Genomic DNA, 15,547 nt, shown 5'->3' with positions numbered 1-15,547 from the left:
ACCGGCACGGTGTCGTCCGACGGTTCGGTTCCCGGGCGGCGGGATTCGTTCTCCGACGTCCGGCCCGCCGACCCCCGGGATCCGGGGGCGGACCGCGGGGTCCGCGGCGAGCCGTGTCGCATGGCAGCATCCCGGCGCCCACACATGGGACTTGCACAGTTATCCGAACGTGATAAGTTTCCGGGGCCCGGTCTTCGAAGGCCCTTTCCGAGCGGTGATGATCGCCGTCCGGAGTCCTTCGAACACCGATCATCGGGGCCGATCGACGGTGTGCCCGGTGTGGTCCGATCGCGACGCGCGACTCGCCTCGGACCGCCACCCGCCGCCTCCGCGTCCCCGTTGTGTTCCACATCCGACAGCGCGCGTCCCCACGGGATCCGCGGGACCCCGAATCCCGCTCCCCGCAGGGACGTCCGGTGTGGTCATCGGCCGCGCGGCCCGGTGTCCCCCGTGTCGGAACAGCACCTGCCGAAAGCATCCGTCGAAGTCCGACGCGAGAGGTCAGGGAGGCACCCCGACGATCGACCGGCACCGGGACGACTCCCGGGCCGGCGGAGACGAACCCGACCCACCACCCCCACGCCCTCCCCGGGAACCACCGGGAATCCCCACGGGATCCCCGGACCTCCGGAAGCGTTCCCGGGAGAACCGAAAACAACCGAACACACCAGTGCACCAGGGACACCGACCACCCCGACGGTCGGTTCCCGCCTCGCAATGGTTCTCGCCCCGCGAGAAGCCGGATGGCCGCCAACTCCACCTGCCGCAGTGGACATCCGACCCGGGAGACAGCCTCGGCTGACCCCGCCCGCGCCCCGACGACGGGTGGGCTCCCCCGGACCTGAACGAGGTAGAAATGTGTGACCTGCTGAACCGACTCCGGTCGTGCCCTCCCGCCGAGTGGAACCGCATTCTCCTCCGCGAACTGCCCTCCGTCTCCGACGGGGTGGTCGACGACCTGACGCGCCGGATACCCGGCTTCTCCGCCCTGGTGGCGGAGCGTTCCCGGGAGGTCGTGCGCCGAGACGTCGAACAGGCGCTGCGCGTCTCGCTCGGCACCCCGTCCGCGCGGGCCGATGTCGCGTCGAACCCCGACGACCCGTCCGACGACCCGGATCACCTGTGCGACGGCTTTCCCGACGCGTTCTCGGACACCGGGTCGGGCCACGCCGCGAGCGGCGCGACCGCGCCACGGAACGCCTCCGTTCCCCGGCAGGCGGCCGGATCGCGGGACGGCGCCGCGCGTCAGCGGCTGCTCACCGCCCTGACCGGGCGGGAGGCCCTGCCCGCCACCGCGCTGCGCGAGCTGTCCGACCGGGCCGGATGGCCGCTGCCACGGCGGGTGCAGGCCGTGGTCCTCGGCGAGCCCGGCGAGCTGTCGCTGCCGGCGATCGCCGATGTCGGCGAGCCGCTGAGCGGTCTGTACCGGGGACACCCGTGCGTGTTGCTGCCCGATCCCGGGCCGGTCGCCCGCCCCGCGCTCACCGAGGCGCTGCGCGGACGGACCGTGGCCGTGGGTCAGATCGTGCCGCTGCAGGACGCCGCCTCCACCGCCCGGTGGGCGCGCCGGCTCCTGGCGCTGGCACCGGCGGAGCGCGTGCCCGACAACCGGCCGCTGTTCGTCGACGACCACCTGACCACGCTGCTGCTGCTCCAGGACGAGTCGCTGTTGCGCACGCTGTCCGCCCGATGGCTGCGTCCGATGATGGACCTGACCCCGCGCCAGCGGGAGCGGCTGGAGGCCACACTCCTCGCCTGGTTGGAGGGCGGCGGCGCACCGGAGGCCGCGAAGGCGCTGCGGGTCCACCCGCAGACGGTGCACTACCGCCTGCGGCAGCTGGAGAAGCTGTACGGCCCGGCGCTGCGCGACCCGCGTTCCCGGCTCGAGCTGGAACTCACCCTGCACAGCAGGCACCTGGTGGCGCGACTGCGCGAGTTGCAGTGCCGGCAGGGGCGTTCGCGGCGACCGGTGCCGGTGGGCGTGGGTTCCCGACCCGCGGAGGCCGCGCGGGCGGCCCGCGTCAACGGTCGTTGAGCGACCGGGATTCCCTTCCCGGACCGGGTCCCGCCGGTGGGGCGTGCGCGCACCGAGCGCACGCCCCACCGGTGACCGGTGTGTCCCGGGGGAACGGTGGGCCCGTCGTCCCGGACCCCTTCCCCACCCGCCGGCACGGGCCCCCGGTCGGAGCGCGGGACGGAACGCCCCGGTCGGCGTCATCGACCCCGGGGATGCCCCGGGAGCGGTGTGGGCACCGTGGCGACGGTGATGTTCGGTGTCCTCGGCGTGGGCGGGCCCCACCCCGGGAGCGCCGCCGTACCGCCCGATCGCCTCACCGCGCCACGGGGAAGCGGGGATGCGTAGGGTTCCCGCATGACGGATGAGGACGAGCGGGCCGTTCGAGCGGCCGTCGACGGGGAGATGCGGCTTCTCGACCCCGGGGTACGGGCCTCCCCCGCCCGGGTTCTGGAACTCCTGGACCCGGGGTTCACCGAGATCGGTGCTTCCGGCCGTCGGTGGGATGTCGGGTCGATCCCCACGGCGACAGGGGACGGTTCGGTGTCCCCGGAGTTCCCGGTCGAGGTCGACGAGATGCGGGGAACCGTTCTCGCCCCGGGCCTGGTCCACCTGACGTACCTCGCCGACCACCGGGGCCGCCGGACCCGGCGCAGTTCCCTGTGGCGCCTGACGGACACGGGGTGGCGGATGTGGTTCCACCAGGGCACCCCGACCGACTGAGGTCGTGCCACCGCGGTGTCCGGAACCCCCGACCCGGGCACCGCGGCCGGGGCGGGTGAACGCGGACGCCCGGCCCCGGGAGGCCGCACGGACGGCCCGCGTCAACGGCCGCCGAACGAGCCGAACGACCGGGATCCCCTTCCCCGGCCGGTCCCGCCGGGGAAGGGGCGTGCGCGCATCGAGCGCACGCCCCACCCGCGACCGGCGGCACGGCGCGTCGTGGCCGAACGACCACCGGAGGAGACGGGGGAATGACGGCCCCTCCCCTCACCGGAACCGGCTTCCCGGCGGGATCCGGTGAGGGGAGGGGCCGCCCCGGGGTGATGGGGTCGTCATCGCCCCGGGGCGGCGGTTCGGGTCACGGGCCGGTGGGTCCCGGATGGATCCGGGTCAGACCCCGTCGGCCGGGGACCGGCCGGGGATCACTCCGGTCCGCACCGCTCCCCGCCGTTCACGCACTCCAGCAATGTGTTCATCTGCTCGTCGGTCATGACGTTGATGAAGTCGCTGTGGTCGGTGATCGGCTTGTGCAGCTGCTCGGGGAAGCTGTCCACCGCGTACACGGCGCCCGGCGGGACGTCGTAGGTGATGCGGTGCACCAGCTGCGGGATGGCCACGAAGCCGTCGGCGCAACTGCCGTCCTCGCGCGCGAAGTCCACGTGGCTGCGGTGGTTGGCGCTGTCGGCGTTCTCCCCGTCCCAGCAGCTCTGGAACTCGAAGGTGCGCACCACGCTGCTGCCCTCGGGGCAGATCGGGTACCGGTCCGTCAGCTGTCGGTCCTCGAAACCGGTGCAGCTCCACGAGGAGTTGGCGTTGGCCGTGCCGTTGGTGAAGGCGCGCGCGTCACCGGTGATGATGCGCAGGAACCGCGGCATCGCCGTGACCTCGTCCAACGGGTTGCCGCGGAACTGCAGGGTGACGGTCTCCGGGGTCAGGATGGTGCCGATGTTGCCGTCGAGGCCACCACCGGGCTGGTCGGCGTCCTGCTCGTCGGTGCCGTCCTGGATCCGGATGACCGGCCAGTAGTGGGTGGAACGGTCGCCGTTGGCGCAGGTGGTGTCGGCGGCCTCCAGGCTCTCGTTGGTGGAGAAGGCGTCGGTGGAGACGTTGCCCACGTAGTCGTGCATGTGGTGGGCGCCGTTGCTCACGCCGGGGGCGACGATGACGTTGTCGGAGTTGTAGCGGCCCTCCTCGTTGCGGCCGCACTCCAGCGACAGGGTGCCGGTGGAGGCGTTCTCGCCGAGGATCGGCTCGTTGACGTTGGGCGCCACGGTGGTGATGTCGACGAAGTCCTCGGGAACGGGGCCGTTCTCGATGGGCTCGCCGCTCTCGTCGCCCTCGCCCTCACCGACTCCGCCGATGCCCTCGCCGACTCCGCCGATCTCCTCGCCCTCGCCCTCGCCACCCTCCACGGGCGGCGGCTCCGGGTTCCCACCCGGTCGGCCGCGCTGGAAGTCGCACCCGGCCAGACCGCGCAGGTGGTCGGGACTCTCGGTCACCGAGCCCAGGGTCCGCACGATGCGGCCGATGGTGGAGGAGCGCTTGTTCTCCAACTTCGTCATCACGCGCCGGGGGTTGCCCCGCTGGCGGGCCAACTGCCGGTAGGCGACCGCGAGCTGGGCGTCGAGGCGGGAGAGTTCCCGGTCCACCCGGGCCCGCACGTCGTCCGGCACGTCCTCCAGTTGGTCACCGACGTTCGGGCACCTGATGGTCCCGTGCCAGGCCTGGCCGCGGGTCTGCTCGCGCGCGGTGTCCCGCTGCTTGTTGCCGGCCGAGGCGTACTGGGTGGCGATCACGGTGCCGGCGGCTCCGACGGCCAGGGTGGTCACCAGGACGGTGAGCCGGGTGGTCAGCCCGCGGCGTTTGTGGCCCCGGTTGCGCCGGCCGCCACCACGGCCCTCGGCCTCCCGGGTGTCACTCGTGTCCCTCATGGGTCGCTCCGTTGTCGTGGGGAAGGGGGTGGGGTGGTGGGTTCAGCGTCGATGCCGGGTGGAGGGTGGGGGGCCGGGCCGGTCCATGCCCTTCCCGGAGGACGAACAGGCGTCCTCCCCCGGAACGCCGGCCCGGCCGGTCGTCCGTCGAGCGGCCCCCCGGACGGCCCACCGGGCGTCCGTCGGGACGGCGTCGACCGCACCCCGTGGCGGTGCGACGGGCGCGGCGCGGGGACCTGGGGCCGGCGACGCGCTTGCTGATGCTTCCGATGCCGTCGTCGTCCAGCGATCCGTAGTCCACCAGCCCGGTGGCCTCCAGGACGGTGATGTGGTCGAGTACCGTCTCGTTGGCCTGGTTGGCGAGTTCCCGGACCAGGGAGTTCTGGGTCTCCGCGCGTACCAGGGCGACCAGGGTGAAGACCCGGCCGTGGGCGCGGCGCAGGATGTTGGCGAACAGCACCTCGTACTGATCGATGGGGGCCGCCTCCAGCTCCGCCAGCCACGCGCGCTGTTGGGCCGAGGGCTGGTTGGGCAACTCGATGCCGAGTACCCGACCGGTCTCGATGGCGAGTTCGTCGAGCAGATTGTGGCCGTCGACCAGATGGTCGCCGGCGATGCGCACGGTCTCGCTCTGACCCCGTTCCTGGGCCTGCCGTCCCGCGGGCCCCTCCCACAGACCGGCGCTGCGCACCTTGCGCACGAAGTCGCGGTCGGTGGGGGTCAGGGGCCCGTACTGCGTGGTCAGGGTGCCCAGTCGGTCGTCGACGATCAGACCTCCGGGGCCGGCCATCGCCGTTCCCTCGAAGAGCCTCACGGGAATCAGCAACGCCGCCATGGTGAGGGCGAGCGCGGCGATGACCATGCCGGTGCCGAACGTATGGGCGGAGGTGAAGGCTCCGCCGATGCCGGAACGCCGGGGGACCAGGCGCACAGAATCTCCTTTCCGGGGTGCCGCCCCGTCTCCCACGCGCCACGGATCGGGACGCGGGCGGGAGGGGCGCGCCCGGTCGGTGCCGGGCGGGGCGAGCGGGAAAAGCCCGCTCCGAACGCATCCGGAAGGTAGACCGTGCGCCCCTCGGGAGGATCCGGAATCATCACCAACCGATAAAGGTTCGGGGGCCGGCGCACCGCTCTGCTATCGTCCCGCGGCCGATGGTCACCACCCGGCGTGGGTCCGGATCACCTCTGTTCGGGGGTTTCCGGGGTCCGGTCGGCCGCGTGGTGAACGGACCGGTCGTCCACGCGTCACCCCTGGCGGAGGGACGGGCCCCGGGGACCGTCGGGGCGGTTTCCGGGCACCCGGGCCATCGTGTCGGGCCGGATGGGGCGCGGCTCCGGGCCGGATCGGGGTGCGCGAAAGGACCCCGCCACCCCCGGGAGGGGGTGGCGGGGCCTTCTCGGGGTGCGGGGTGCGGGGCGGCGCCGACCCGTTCGGGCCTCCGGTCCGATCAACGGATCCAGGGGAACCGCTCGACCGGGGCGACACGGGACCAGAGCCGTCCCAGGCCCCAGGTGTCGCCGGCCCGGGTGGAGGCGAGGACGAACGCCGCCGCCGCGTAGACGACGTGCTGGTCGACCAGCGGGTTGGTGGATCCGCTGGGCGAACCGTCGCTCAGGAACCGCGCGGGCGGCCAGACCGCCACCCAGAGAAAGGCCAGCATCAGCGCGCCGGCTATCGCGGCGGGCCACAGGGCCACGCCCAGGACCAGGGCGAGACCCACCCCGAGCAGCCCCAACATGAAGAGCCAATCGGCCCAGGCCGCACCGGCCCAGGAGTTGAAGAGGGACTCGAACGGGCCGACCGAGACCGAGCCGAGGAAGCCGGCGGTCGGGGACCCGCCCTCCACCCAGCCCCGCCCGGAGGGAGTGGCCCAACCGAGCGCGAACATCTTGTCGAGGAAAGCCCAGAGGAAGATCAGACCGGCCGCGACCCGCAGGACGGCGAGTAACCGTCCCGCCTGCGAGGCACCGAAGCCTCGTTCGGTTCCGGAGACGGAGGCCTCGTGGTGGGAGGCCGTCGGGGCGGGGGATTGCGGGTGGCGGGGCTCGGTGCCCCGCCCGGTGCGCTCGTGGACTGCCATCGCGCACTTCCCTTCGGGATGTGGGGGTCCGGCGTCTGCCGGTGACCCCACTGTCCCGCGATCCCGCCGGCCCCGACAAGAGTGGACAAGGCGACAGAAACAACCAATTGGGCCCTCGTTCGGCATCGGTGCTCCCGTGAGACGGGGAGCCGGCGCCGATACCGGAGGCGGCGTGACGGGACCCCGGGGCGGGGACCGGGGTCGCTCGACCTCAGCGTTCCAGCACCAGGGCCAACCCCTGGCCGACGCCGATGCACAGCGTGGCCACGCCCGTCCCCCCGCCGGCCGCCGCCAGTTGGTGGGCCACGGTGCCGGCCAGCCGGGCGCCGGAGGCACCGAGGGGATGTCCGATGGCGATGGCCCCACCACGGGGGTTGACCCGCGCCGGGTCCAGGTCGGGCCAGTGGGCGAGGCAGCCGAGCGCCTGGGCCGCGAAGGCCTCGTTGAGTTCCATCACGGTCAGGTCCCCGAGCCCGCGGCCCGCCCGGCCCAGCGCCCGGTCCACCGCTTCCACCGGCCCCAGCCCGAAGAGTTGCGGCTCCAGGGCGGAGACGGCGGAGGCGGAGATCCGGGCCAGCGGCTCCCGGCCGGTGGCCCGGACACCCTCCTCGTCCGCGAGCAGCAGGGCCGCGGCGCCGTCGTTGAGCGGGGAGGAGTTCCCGGCCGTGACGGTGCCGCCCTCGGGGCGGAAGGCGGGCTTGAGCTTCGCCATGCCCTCGGCGGTGCCGCCCTCGCGGATGGTCTCGTCCCGGGCGAGGTCCACGCCATCGGGGGTGACCACCTCCGCGTCGTGGGCGCCGTCCCTCCAGGCGCGCACGGCCCGTTCGTGGCTGCCGAGGGCGAAGGCGTCCTGGGCTGCGCGGTCGATGCCGTGCCGGTCGGCGATCAACTCGGCGCCCTCACCGAGCGGGACGGTCCACTCCGGGCTCATCCGCCGGTTGACCATCCGCCAGCCGATGGTGGTGGAGAACATCTCCTGGTGTCCGGCGGGGAAGGCGCGGTGGGGTTTGGGCAGCACCCAGGGGGCGCGACTCATGGACTCCACCCCCCCGGCCACGGCGATGGAGGCGTCGCCCAGGGCGATGGCGCGGGCGGCCTGGATCACCGCTTCCAGGCCGGAGGCGCACAACCGGTTGACGGTGACGCCGGGGACGCTGACCGGCAGCCCCGCGAGCAGGACCGCCATGCGGGCGACGTTGCGGTTCTCCTCCCCCGCGCCGTTGGCGTTGCCGTAGACGACGTCGTCGATGCGGGACGGGTCGAGGTCGGGCGTGCGGTCCACGAGGGCTCGCAGCACCCCGGCCGCCAGGTCGTCGGGGCGCAGCCCGGACAGCGCGCCGCCGTATTTTCCGATCGGCGTGCGCACCGCGTCGACGATCCACACGTCGCGGACATTGCGGGTCCGGTCACTCATCTTCCCGGGTCCTCCCGATGATCCGGGTTCCGGTGCCGACAAAGGCCCGGAACCCGGGATATGTTCGTGAGATGAACTGTTGTTCATTTCTCTGCGCGCCGAGTCTCGCCCGACCGCGACCGGCTGTCAACGACGTGACCACCGGTGCGACGACCGTCACCACCGTCCGATCGCCGGGTAAAGGGGGCCGGGGATGAGCGACGACGGGCCGCCGGCGGAAACGGTTGGTCCCTTCCTGCGCGGCCTGGCCGTGTTGGGGGAACTGGCCGGGCACCGGGCATCGGCGGTACCGGCGGGCGAGTTGGCCCGGGCCACCGGGATCGCCCGATCCACCCTGGACCGCACCGTCGGGACCCTCGCGGAGCTGGGATTGGTCCGGGTCGAGGACCACCGGGTGACGCACACCGGCGCGCTCGCCCTGCCGGGCAACGCCTTCCTCGCCTCCACCCGGGGGTTGAGCGGGCCGGTCGGCGCGATGGCCGACGCCCTGGCGGAGGAGGTGGACGAATCGGTCGCGCTGAGCGTGCCGGACGGCGACTCGGTGCGACTGGCCCACCTGGCGCTGCGGCGCCGGGTGGTGCGGGTGGGGTTCCGACCCGGTGACCGACTGCCGGTGGGACGGGCCGCCGCCGGCGTGCTGTTGACACCGGGGAACGGGTCCCCGGGTCCCGACGGGGAGACCGGGCCCGCCCGGGACGGCGCCGGTGGGGTCTCCCGCACCGGCGAGGGCGGGGGCGAGCCCGGGCTGGTCTCGGTGGCCGTCCAGCTCTCGCCCTGGCCCGGGGAGGATCCGGTGGGAGCGTTGAGCGTCGTCTCCCACCGGGCCCGACACGACACCGATTCGCTGCGGGCCGACCTGTTGCCCCGGATGCGGGAGTGCGCCGCCGTGATGGAGGAACGGTTGCGCTCCGACCCGGGGGCCGACGGGCCCCACGACGACGGGCGATGGTGGGACGCGACGGCGCTGCACGCGGCCAAGGAACGGCTGGGGGCCGAGTTCGTGGAGTCCCTGGCCCGCGGGCCGGCCGTGATCGCCGCCCTGGAGACCGGCCGGCACGGGACCACCCCGGCCGCGGTGTCCCGGCTGCTCGGTCTGCCGCGCGCGAGCGTCCGGCGCGCGCTGTTCTCCCTGCGGTACACGGGGCACGCCGTCGAGGAGGCGGGACGGTGGCGGCTCACCCCCCGGGTACTGGGGTTGGGCCATTCCCGCGCCACCCGGATGACCCTGGCGGACATCGCGCGTCCGCATCTGGTGGCGCTGGCGGGGCGGGTGGGCGAGTCCGCCTCCCTGACCGTTCCCGCCGGCCCGGAGGGGGCGGAGATCCGCTACGTGGCCCGGGTCGCGACCGAACGGATCATGAGCGCGGACCTCGGGCCCGGCACGCGTTTCCCGGCGTACCCGACGGCGAGCGGCCGGGTGCTGTTGGCCGGTCGGGATCCGATCGGTCGGGCCCGGGCCCTGCGGGCGATCGAGCCCCGCGCGCTGACCTCGCACACGGTGACCGATCCGGCGCGACTGACGGCGCTGCTGGACGAGGTGGCCCGGGACGGATACGCGATGGGCAACGAGGAGTTGGAGGTGGGGCTGCGCTCCATCGCGGTGCCGGTGCGGAACGGACGCGGCGGGACGGGAGAGGTCGTGGCGGCGGTCAACCTGGCGATGCCCGCCGGGCGGCGCGATCCGCGACGGGCACGGGCGGAGCTGTTGCCGGCCCTGCGGCGTGCGGTCGAGGCGATCGAACGGGAACTGGTCCCGGCCGCCCGGCTGCACCGGGTGCCGACGGACTGACCCGCCGGTGTCGGGCGGGGGTCGGGGCGGCTCCCGGCTCCCGGCTCCCGGCTCCCGGCTCCCGGCTCCCGGCTCCCGGCTCCCGGCTCCCGGCTCCCGGCTCCCGGCTCCCGGCGGGGTGTACCACCGCCCCGGTCCGGTGGGACGTACGGATGTCACGGGTCGGGGAGACCGCGTCGGGCCGGTCCCCACCGTCGCCCGGCACGGTGCCGGCCGGCGCCGGCCGGCACCTTCGGCGGACGCCCGACGGAAGGCCCGCCGGGGTCCGGACGACCGGTGTCCGGTGGGGCGTGGTGGGGTTCGCGCCGATCGGGGACCCGGCCGTTCGGACGCCGGCCCACCGGGCCTCCTCAGGAGGCGGTGATCCCCGGTGAGTGGTGGGGTCGCAACCCGTAGACCCGCAGCGCGGTGCCGCCGAGCACGGCGGCCCGCTCCCCCTCCGCCAGCGGTGCGAGCAATCTCCGGGTGGTCTCCAGCACGGTGCGGTGATCGGCCGCGAGCAGGCAGACGGGCCAGTCGGTGCCGAACATCAACCGGTCGGGTCCGAACGCCTCCAGCGCCGTCTCGACGAAGGGCCGCAGGTCGGCTCCGGTCCACCGGCGGTGGTCGGCCTCGGTGACCAGGCCGGAGACCTTCGCGACGGTGTGCGGGAGCGCCGCCAACCGGCGCAGCCCTGCCGACCAGGCGCGGAAGCGCTCCGGGTCGCCGCCCGCGATGGGTGGCTTGCCCAGGTGGTCCAGGACCAGGGTCGGGGCCGGGGCCCGCTCGGCGGCCTCGACGACCTCGGGCAACTGCTCCGATGTGATGACCAGTTCGTGGACCAGTCCGTGCGCGACGAGCGCGGCCCGGCCGCGGTCGGCGGAGGGCCCGAGCAGGTCGCGGGGGTCACGGACCGCCTGCACCTGCGAACGGATGCCCACCAGTCGGTCACCGCCCGGGGCGGCGCGCAGGGCCGCGATCCGGTCGGTGACGTCCGGGGCGACGAGGTCCGTCCACCCCACCACGCCGGCGATCGACGGCCCGGCCGCCGCCAGGGCCAGGAGTTCGGGGGTCTCCGTCGGTTCGGTGACCGTCTGCACGACCACGGTGGCGTCGATGCCGGCGGCCCGGGTCACCGCCCTCAGATCGTCCGGTGTGAAGGCACGGCGCAGCGGCGCCATCTCCTCGCCGGTGATCCACGGCTGCTCCCGGACCGCCGGGTCCCACACGTGGTGGTGGGCGTCGATCAGCGGCACGCCCCTCACCCCTCCCCCGCCCCGCCGTCGGCCACGGGGGGCCCCTGCGGAACCGGCACCCCCTCGGGCAGGAGGCCCGCGGCCCGCAGATCGGCCCACAGCTCGGGCGGCAGGGGGACTGCGAGCGCCTCGGCCGCCTCGGCGACCTCTTCGGCGGAACGTCCACCGGTCAGCACTCCGACCACCGCCGGGTGGCCGAAGGGGAAGCGCAGGGCCGCGGTGCGCAGGGAGACCCCGTGGCGCCCACAGACCTCCCTCAGCCGCAGGGCCCGTTCCACCAGGTGCGGGGGCGCCTCGGCGTAGTCGAAGGCGGCGCCGGGGCGGGGATCGGCCAGCAGCCCGGAGTTGAAGACGCCGCCGACCAGCACTCCGACACCGTGTTCGACGGCGGCGGGCAGCAGGTCGGCGAGGGCGGAGTGGTCCAGGAGGGTCCAGCGGCCGGCGCACAGCACGAGGTCGGGGTCGGCCTCCCGGACGAAGCGGGTGAGCAGCGGGGTGCTGTTCATACCCACGCCGATCGCGTCCACCACGCCCTCGTCGCGCAAGCGGTGCAGTTCGGGGAGCGCCTCCTCCAGGGCCTGTCGGGCGTGGTCGTCCGGGTCGTGGACCAGGGCGATGTCCACGCGGTCCAGCCCGAGGCGCTCCAGGCTCTCCTCCAGCGAGCGGCGCACGCCGGCCGCGCCGAAGTCCCACACCCGCTCGTGGGTCGCGGGGACCGCGAAGCCGTTGGCGAGGTCGTCGCCCCGGGGGGAGGACAGGGGACGCAGCAGTCGGCCGACCTTGGTGGAGAGGGTGAAGGTCTCGCGCGGACGGTCGCGCAGGGCGGCCCCGAGGCGGCGTTCGGCCAGGCCCAGGCCGTAATGGGGGGCGGTGTCGAAGGTGCGGATCCCGGTTTCCCAGGCGGCCTCCACGGTGGCCGCCGCCTGTTCCCCGTCCACCGGGTGGTAGAGCCCGGCCAACGCGGCGGTGCCCAGGGCCAGGGGGGTGAGGGTGGTGCGCCCGGAGGGCAGGGGACGGGGGTCCATGGCGGGCCTTTCGGGGGCGACGGCCCCGGCTCCCGGACGGCCCGGCCGTTCGGGAGCCGGCGGCCGGGGACACCGGGACGGGGACGGCGGTCGGCGGGAACGGCTGTCAGCGGGGAGGGGCGGGCAGGCGGAGACCGGCCATGCCGCCGTCGACCGCCAGGGCGGTTCCGGTGGTGGCGGCGCAGGCGGGGTCGGCGAGGTGGCAGATCGCGGCAGCCACCTCCTCGGCGGTGACCAGACGACCCATCGGTTGTCGGGCGACCAGGGTGGCGCGTTCGGCCGCCGGGTCGGGCGCGGCGTCCAGCAGACGCCCGATCCAGGGGGTGTCGGCGGTACCGGGGTTGACGCAGTTGACCCGGATGCCGTCGGCGAGGTGATCGGCGGCCATCGCCAGGGTGAGCGAGAGCACGGCCCCCTTGCTCGCGGAGTACAGGGCACGGCGGGGCAGCCCCGCCGTCGCGGCGATGGAGCAGGTGTTGACGACCGCCGCCCGGTCGGAGGCGCGCAGCGCGGGCAGGGCGGCCCGGGTGACGCGGACGATGCCGAGCAGGTTGACGTCGAGCACCCGGAGCCATTCGGTGTCGTCGTTCTCCTCGACGGTTCCGGCGGCGCCGACGCCGGCGTTGTTGACCAGGACGTCGAGGCCGCCCATGACGTCGACGGCGGAGCGGACGGCCGCGCGCACGGCGTCGTCGTCGGTGACATCGGCGCGCAGGCCGAGCAGCGGACCGGGCAGGTCGTCGACCGCGATGTCCAGCACGGCGACCCGGGCCCCGTCGGCGGCGAGTCGGCGGGCGGTGGCCAGCCCGATACCGGAGGCGCCGCCGGTGACCAGGGCCCGCGACCCGGCGAACGGGCCGACGGTGTCGGCGGTCGGGGGCGCGTCGGGGATTCCGGTGGTGCCGCTCATGCCGTCTCCTCCTCGTGGGCGGCCCGGTCGGCGCGCCAGAAGGCGCCGTCGGGGTATCGGTGGGTCTCCAGGGACTCCGTCGACATCCGGGCGGAGAAGCCGGGTTCGCGCGGCGCGAGGTAGTGGCCGTCGCGGATGCGGACGGGGTCGACGAAGTGTTCGTGGAGGTGGTCCACGTACTCGATGACCCGGTCGCGGGTGGTGCCGGAGAGTGCCACGAAGTCGAACATCGACAGGTGCTGGACGAGTTCGCACAGGCCGACCCCACCGGCGTGCGGGCAGACCGGTATGTTCCGGGAGGCCGCCAGCAGCAGGATCGCCAGGTTCTCGTTGACCCCTCCGACCCGGGCGGCGTCCACCTGGAAGATGTCGATCGCGCCCGAGGTGATGAACTGCTTGGCCAGCACCCGGTTCGGGGTGTGCTCGCCGCAGGCGACGCGGACCGGTGCCACGGCGGCGCGGATAGCGGCGTGGGCGAGCACGTCGTCCGGATGGGTGGGTTCCTCGATCCAATGGGGGTCGAACTCCGCGAGTTCGCGGACCCTTTGGATCGCCTCGCCCGCCTCCCAGCGCTGGTTGGCGTCCACCGCGATGCGGATGTCCGGTCCGACGGCGGCCCGGGCGGCGCGCAACCGTCGGATGTCGTCGGTCGGATCGGCGCCGACCTTGAGCTTGATCTGGCGGAAGCCGTCGGCCACCGCGCGGCGGGCCAGGTCGATCAGCTTCTCGTCGGAGTAACCGAGCCATCCGGGCGAGGTGGTGTAGGCGGGGTATCCGCGCTCCAGCAACAGGGCGGTGCGCTCCGCCGCGCCCCGTCGACCGCGCCGCAGCAACTCCAGGGCGGCGTCGGGGGTCAGGGCATCGGTGATGTGGCGGAAGTCGGCCTGGGCGACCAGCCACTCGGGCTCGGCCTCGGCGAGGAAACGCCACAGCGGCAGACCGGCCCGGCGGGAGACGAGATCCCAGACGGCGTTGACCACGGCTCCGACGGCCATGTGGATCACGCCCTTGTCCGGCCCCAGCCAGCGCAGTTGGCTGTCGCCGGTGAGATCGCGGTAAACGGAGCCGGGGTCGGCGCACAGCTCCTCGACCCGACGGCCGATCAGGTGGGGACGCAGGGCATCGATGGCGGCGACCTGGACATCGTTGCCCCGGCCGATGGTGAAGGCGAAGCCGTGGCCGGTCAGTGGCCCCGGGGAGTCGGGGGGACCGGACTCGTCGGTGCGCAGGACCAGGTAGGCGGCGGAGTAGTCGGGGTCCGGGTTCATCGCGTCGGACCCGTCGAGGTACCGGGAGGTGGGAAAGCGGACGTCGACGGTGTCCACGGCGATCACCCGGGCACCGGATTCCCCGGTTCCGGGGCTCCCGTGGGGGAGCGGACGCGGGGACGGGAACGCCGGGGTACTCGTCACGAGGGGACTCCTGCCGTGGGGGGGACGGTGGTCCGGGGCCCCGCGCGCCGCGGGGCCGGGGCGGGGAACGGCCGACCGGCCGTCAGGCGGCGGCGAAGACCTGCCGTTGGGTGCCCAGCCCCTCGATCTCCGGCTCGACCACGTCCCCGGGGCGCAGGTAGGGGGTGCCCGGGAGACCGAGCGCGACTCCGGCGGGGGTACCGGTGTTGATCACGTCCCCGGGCTCGAGCACCATGTAGCGGCTGAGCCGGGCGACGATCTCGGCGACCGGGAAGATCATGTCCGAGGTGTGGCCGTCCTGGCGGAGGACACCGTTGACCCGCAACCGCAGCCGCAGGTTCTGCGGGTCCGGGATCGCGTCGGCGGTGACCAGCCAGGGGCCGAGCGGGTTGAAGGTCTCGCAGGACTTCCCCAGGTCCCATTGCGGGGAGTGCTCGAGCTGGAACTCCCGCTCCGAGACGTCGTTGCTGATCGCGTAGCCGGCGATGACCTCCCGGGCCTCCTCGGCGCTCTCCAGGTAACGGGCGCGCCGCCCGATGACCACGGCCAGTTCGACCTCCCAGTCGGTTTTGACCGACCCGCGGGGGATCAGCACCGGGTCCCGGGGACCGACCACGGTGCCGGGGTCCTTCATGAAGACCACCGGCCGCTCGGGTGGAGGGGTCCCGGTCTCCCGGGCGTGGTCGCGGTAGTTGAGACCGATGCACACGACCTTGCCGGGGCGGGCGATCGGGGCGCCGACCCGCAGTACCCCGCCCGGGGCGATCGCCTCCGGCGGCGCCGCCTCGGACAGCTCACCGGTCGCCAGCGCGGCCGCGGCACGGCGGATGCCGTCGGCGGCCAGGAACGCGCCGTCGATCGTGTCGGTCACCGGGGAGAGGTCCAGCAGGCGGCCGTCCTCCGTCCACACGGCCGGCCGCTCGGCGCCCGGGGCGCCCACCCGCATGAGCCTCATCGCCACTTCCCCTCATGACATCCGATGAATGCATTCCGCAGCCGCAGAAGTTACGCCG

At 74.1% G+C, this 15,547-nt stretch carries 12 protein-coding genes; 3 read left to right on the top strand and 9 right to left on the bottom strand.

The window, feature by feature from the left end; genetic code table 11:
- Positions 1–856 precede the first annotated feature (856 nt).
- Together LZF96_RS23740 and LZF96_RS23735 are read left to right on the top strand one after the other, a co-directional pair.
- Complete coding sequence (locus LZF96_RS23740; RefSeq protein WP_233876426.1) at positions 857–2,035, top strand: CdaR family transcriptional regulator; 1,179 nt, start codon at positions 857–859, stop codon at positions 2,033–2,035.
- Between the two features lie 336 nt (positions 2,036–2,371).
- Positions 2,372–2,737 (top strand): DUF4440 domain-containing protein, encoded by a 366-nt coding sequence (locus LZF96_RS23735; protein ID WP_233876424.1) that lies wholly within the window; start codon positions 2,372–2,374, stop codon positions 2,735–2,737.
- 422 nt (positions 2,738–3,159) lie between these two features.
- Here LZF96_RS23735 and LZF96_RS23730 read toward each other — a convergent pair whose 3' ends face one another.
- The 4 genes from LZF96_RS23730 to LZF96_RS23715 all read right to left on the bottom strand — a co-directional run bounded on the left by LZF96_RS23730 (position 3,160) and on the right by LZF96_RS23715 (position 8,163).
- Positions 3,160–4,668 (bottom strand): DUF1996 domain-containing protein, encoded by a 1,509-nt coding sequence (locus tag LZF96_RS23730; RefSeq protein ID WP_233876422.1) that lies wholly within the window; start codon positions 4,666–4,668, stop codon positions 3,160–3,162.
- Positions 4,652–5,599, bottom strand: a complete 948-nt coding sequence (locus tag LZF96_RS27195) for a DUF4142 domain-containing protein (RefSeq protein WP_308294274.1) — start codon at positions 5,597–5,599, stop codon at positions 4,652–4,654. The genes LZF96_RS23730 and LZF96_RS27195 overlap by 17 nt, the downstream gene beginning before the upstream one ends.
- Positions 5,600–6,116: 517 nt before the next feature.
- Positions 6,117–6,749 carry a DoxX family membrane protein gene (locus LZF96_RS23720; protein ID WP_233876420.1) on the bottom strand — a complete coding sequence of 211 codons (633 nt, stop codon included), beginning with the start codon at positions 6,747–6,749 and terminating at the stop codon, positions 6,117–6,119.
- A gap of 211 nt (positions 6,750–6,960) precedes the next feature.
- Entirely contained in the window at positions 6,961–8,163 is a 1,203-nt protein-coding gene (locus LZF96_RS23715) for a thiolase family protein (protein ID WP_233876418.1), read from the bottom strand.
- A gap of 193 nt (positions 8,164–8,356) precedes the next feature.
- On the opposite strand from LZF96_RS23715, the gene LZF96_RS23710 reads away from it, so the two are divergent.
- Positions 8,357–9,952, top strand: coding sequence for an IclR family transcriptional regulator C-terminal domain-containing protein (locus LZF96_RS23710; RefSeq protein WP_233876416.1), 1,596 nt, complete (start codon positions 8,357–8,359; stop codon positions 9,950–9,952).
- 350 nt (positions 9,953–10,302) lie between these two features.
- Here LZF96_RS23710 and LZF96_RS23705 read toward each other — a convergent pair whose 3' ends face one another.
- The 5 genes from LZF96_RS23705 to LZF96_RS23685 all read right to left on the bottom strand — a co-directional run bounded on the left by LZF96_RS23705 (position 10,303) and on the right by LZF96_RS23685 (position 15,489).
- Entirely contained in the window at positions 10,303–11,187 is an 885-nt protein-coding gene (locus LZF96_RS23705; RefSeq protein WP_374203317.1) for an amidohydrolase, read from the bottom strand.
- A 5-nt stretch (positions 11,188–11,192) separates the two neighbouring features.
- Complete coding sequence (locus tag LZF96_RS23700) at positions 11,193–12,212, bottom strand: aldo/keto reductase (protein ID WP_233876412.1); 1,020 nt, start codon at positions 12,210–12,212, stop codon at positions 11,193–11,195.
- A 106-nt stretch (positions 12,213–12,318) separates the two neighbouring features.
- On the bottom strand, positions 12,319–13,122 hold the full coding sequence (locus LZF96_RS23695; protein WP_233876409.1) for an SDR family NAD(P)-dependent oxidoreductase: 804 nt from the start codon (positions 13,120–13,122) through the stop codon (positions 12,319–12,321).
- Complete coding sequence (locus LZF96_RS23690; protein WP_233876407.1) at positions 13,119–14,456, bottom strand: enolase C-terminal domain-like protein; 1,338 nt, start codon at positions 14,454–14,456, stop codon at positions 13,119–13,121. The genes LZF96_RS23695 and LZF96_RS23690 overlap by 4 nt, the downstream gene beginning before the upstream one ends.
- 160 nt (positions 14,457–14,616) lie before the next feature.
- Positions 14,617–15,489, bottom strand: a complete 873-nt coding sequence (locus LZF96_RS23685; RefSeq protein WP_233876405.1) for a fumarylacetoacetate hydrolase family protein — start codon at positions 15,487–15,489, stop codon at positions 14,617–14,619.
- Positions 15,490–15,547 lie beyond the last annotated feature (58 nt).

The sequence above is a fragment of the Streptomyces sp. ST2-7A genome (assembly GCF_021390475.1).
Lineage (GTDB): Bacteria > Actinomycetota > Actinomycetes > Streptomycetales > Streptomycetaceae > Streptomyces.
The sequence above is the reverse complement of the archived record's forward strand: the minus strand, read 5'-3'. Positions and strand labels throughout refer to the sequence as shown.

Excerpts from the sequence above, each read along its gene's own strand:
- LZF96_RS23695 (WP_233876409.1), bottom strand. The coding sequence starts at position 13,122 with ATGAGCGGCACCACCGGAATCCCCGACGCGCCCCCGACCGCCGACACC.
- LZF96_RS23710 (WP_233876416.1), top strand. The coding sequence starts at position 8,357 with ATGAGCGACGACGGGCCGCCGGCGGAAACGGTTGGTCCCTTCCTGCGC.
- LZF96_RS23715 (WP_233876418.1), bottom strand. The coding sequence starts at position 8,163 with ATGAGTGACCGGACCCGCAATGTCCGCGACGTGTGGATCGTCGACGCG.
- LZF96_RS23685 (WP_233876405.1), bottom strand. The coding sequence starts at position 15,489 with ATGAGGCTCATGCGGGTGGGCGCCCCGGGCGCCGAGCGGCCGGCCGTG.
- LZF96_RS23740 (WP_233876426.1), top strand. The coding sequence starts at position 857 with ATGTGTGACCTGCTGAACCGACTCCGGTCGTGCCCTCCCGCCGAGTGG.
- LZF96_RS23700 (WP_233876412.1), bottom strand. The coding sequence starts at position 12,212 with ATGGACCCCCGTCCCCTGCCCTCCGGGCGCACCACCCTCACCCCCCTG.
- LZF96_RS23730 (WP_233876422.1), bottom strand. The coding sequence starts at position 4,668 with ATGAGGGACACGAGTGACACCCGGGAGGCCGAGGGCCGTGGTGGCGGC.
- LZF96_RS23720 (WP_233876420.1), bottom strand. The coding sequence starts at position 6,749 with ATGGCAGTCCACGAGCGCACCGGGCGGGGCACCGAGCCCCGCCACCCG.
- LZF96_RS23735 (WP_233876424.1), top strand. The coding sequence starts at position 2,372 with ATGACGGATGAGGACGAGCGGGCCGTTCGAGCGGCCGTCGACGGGGAG.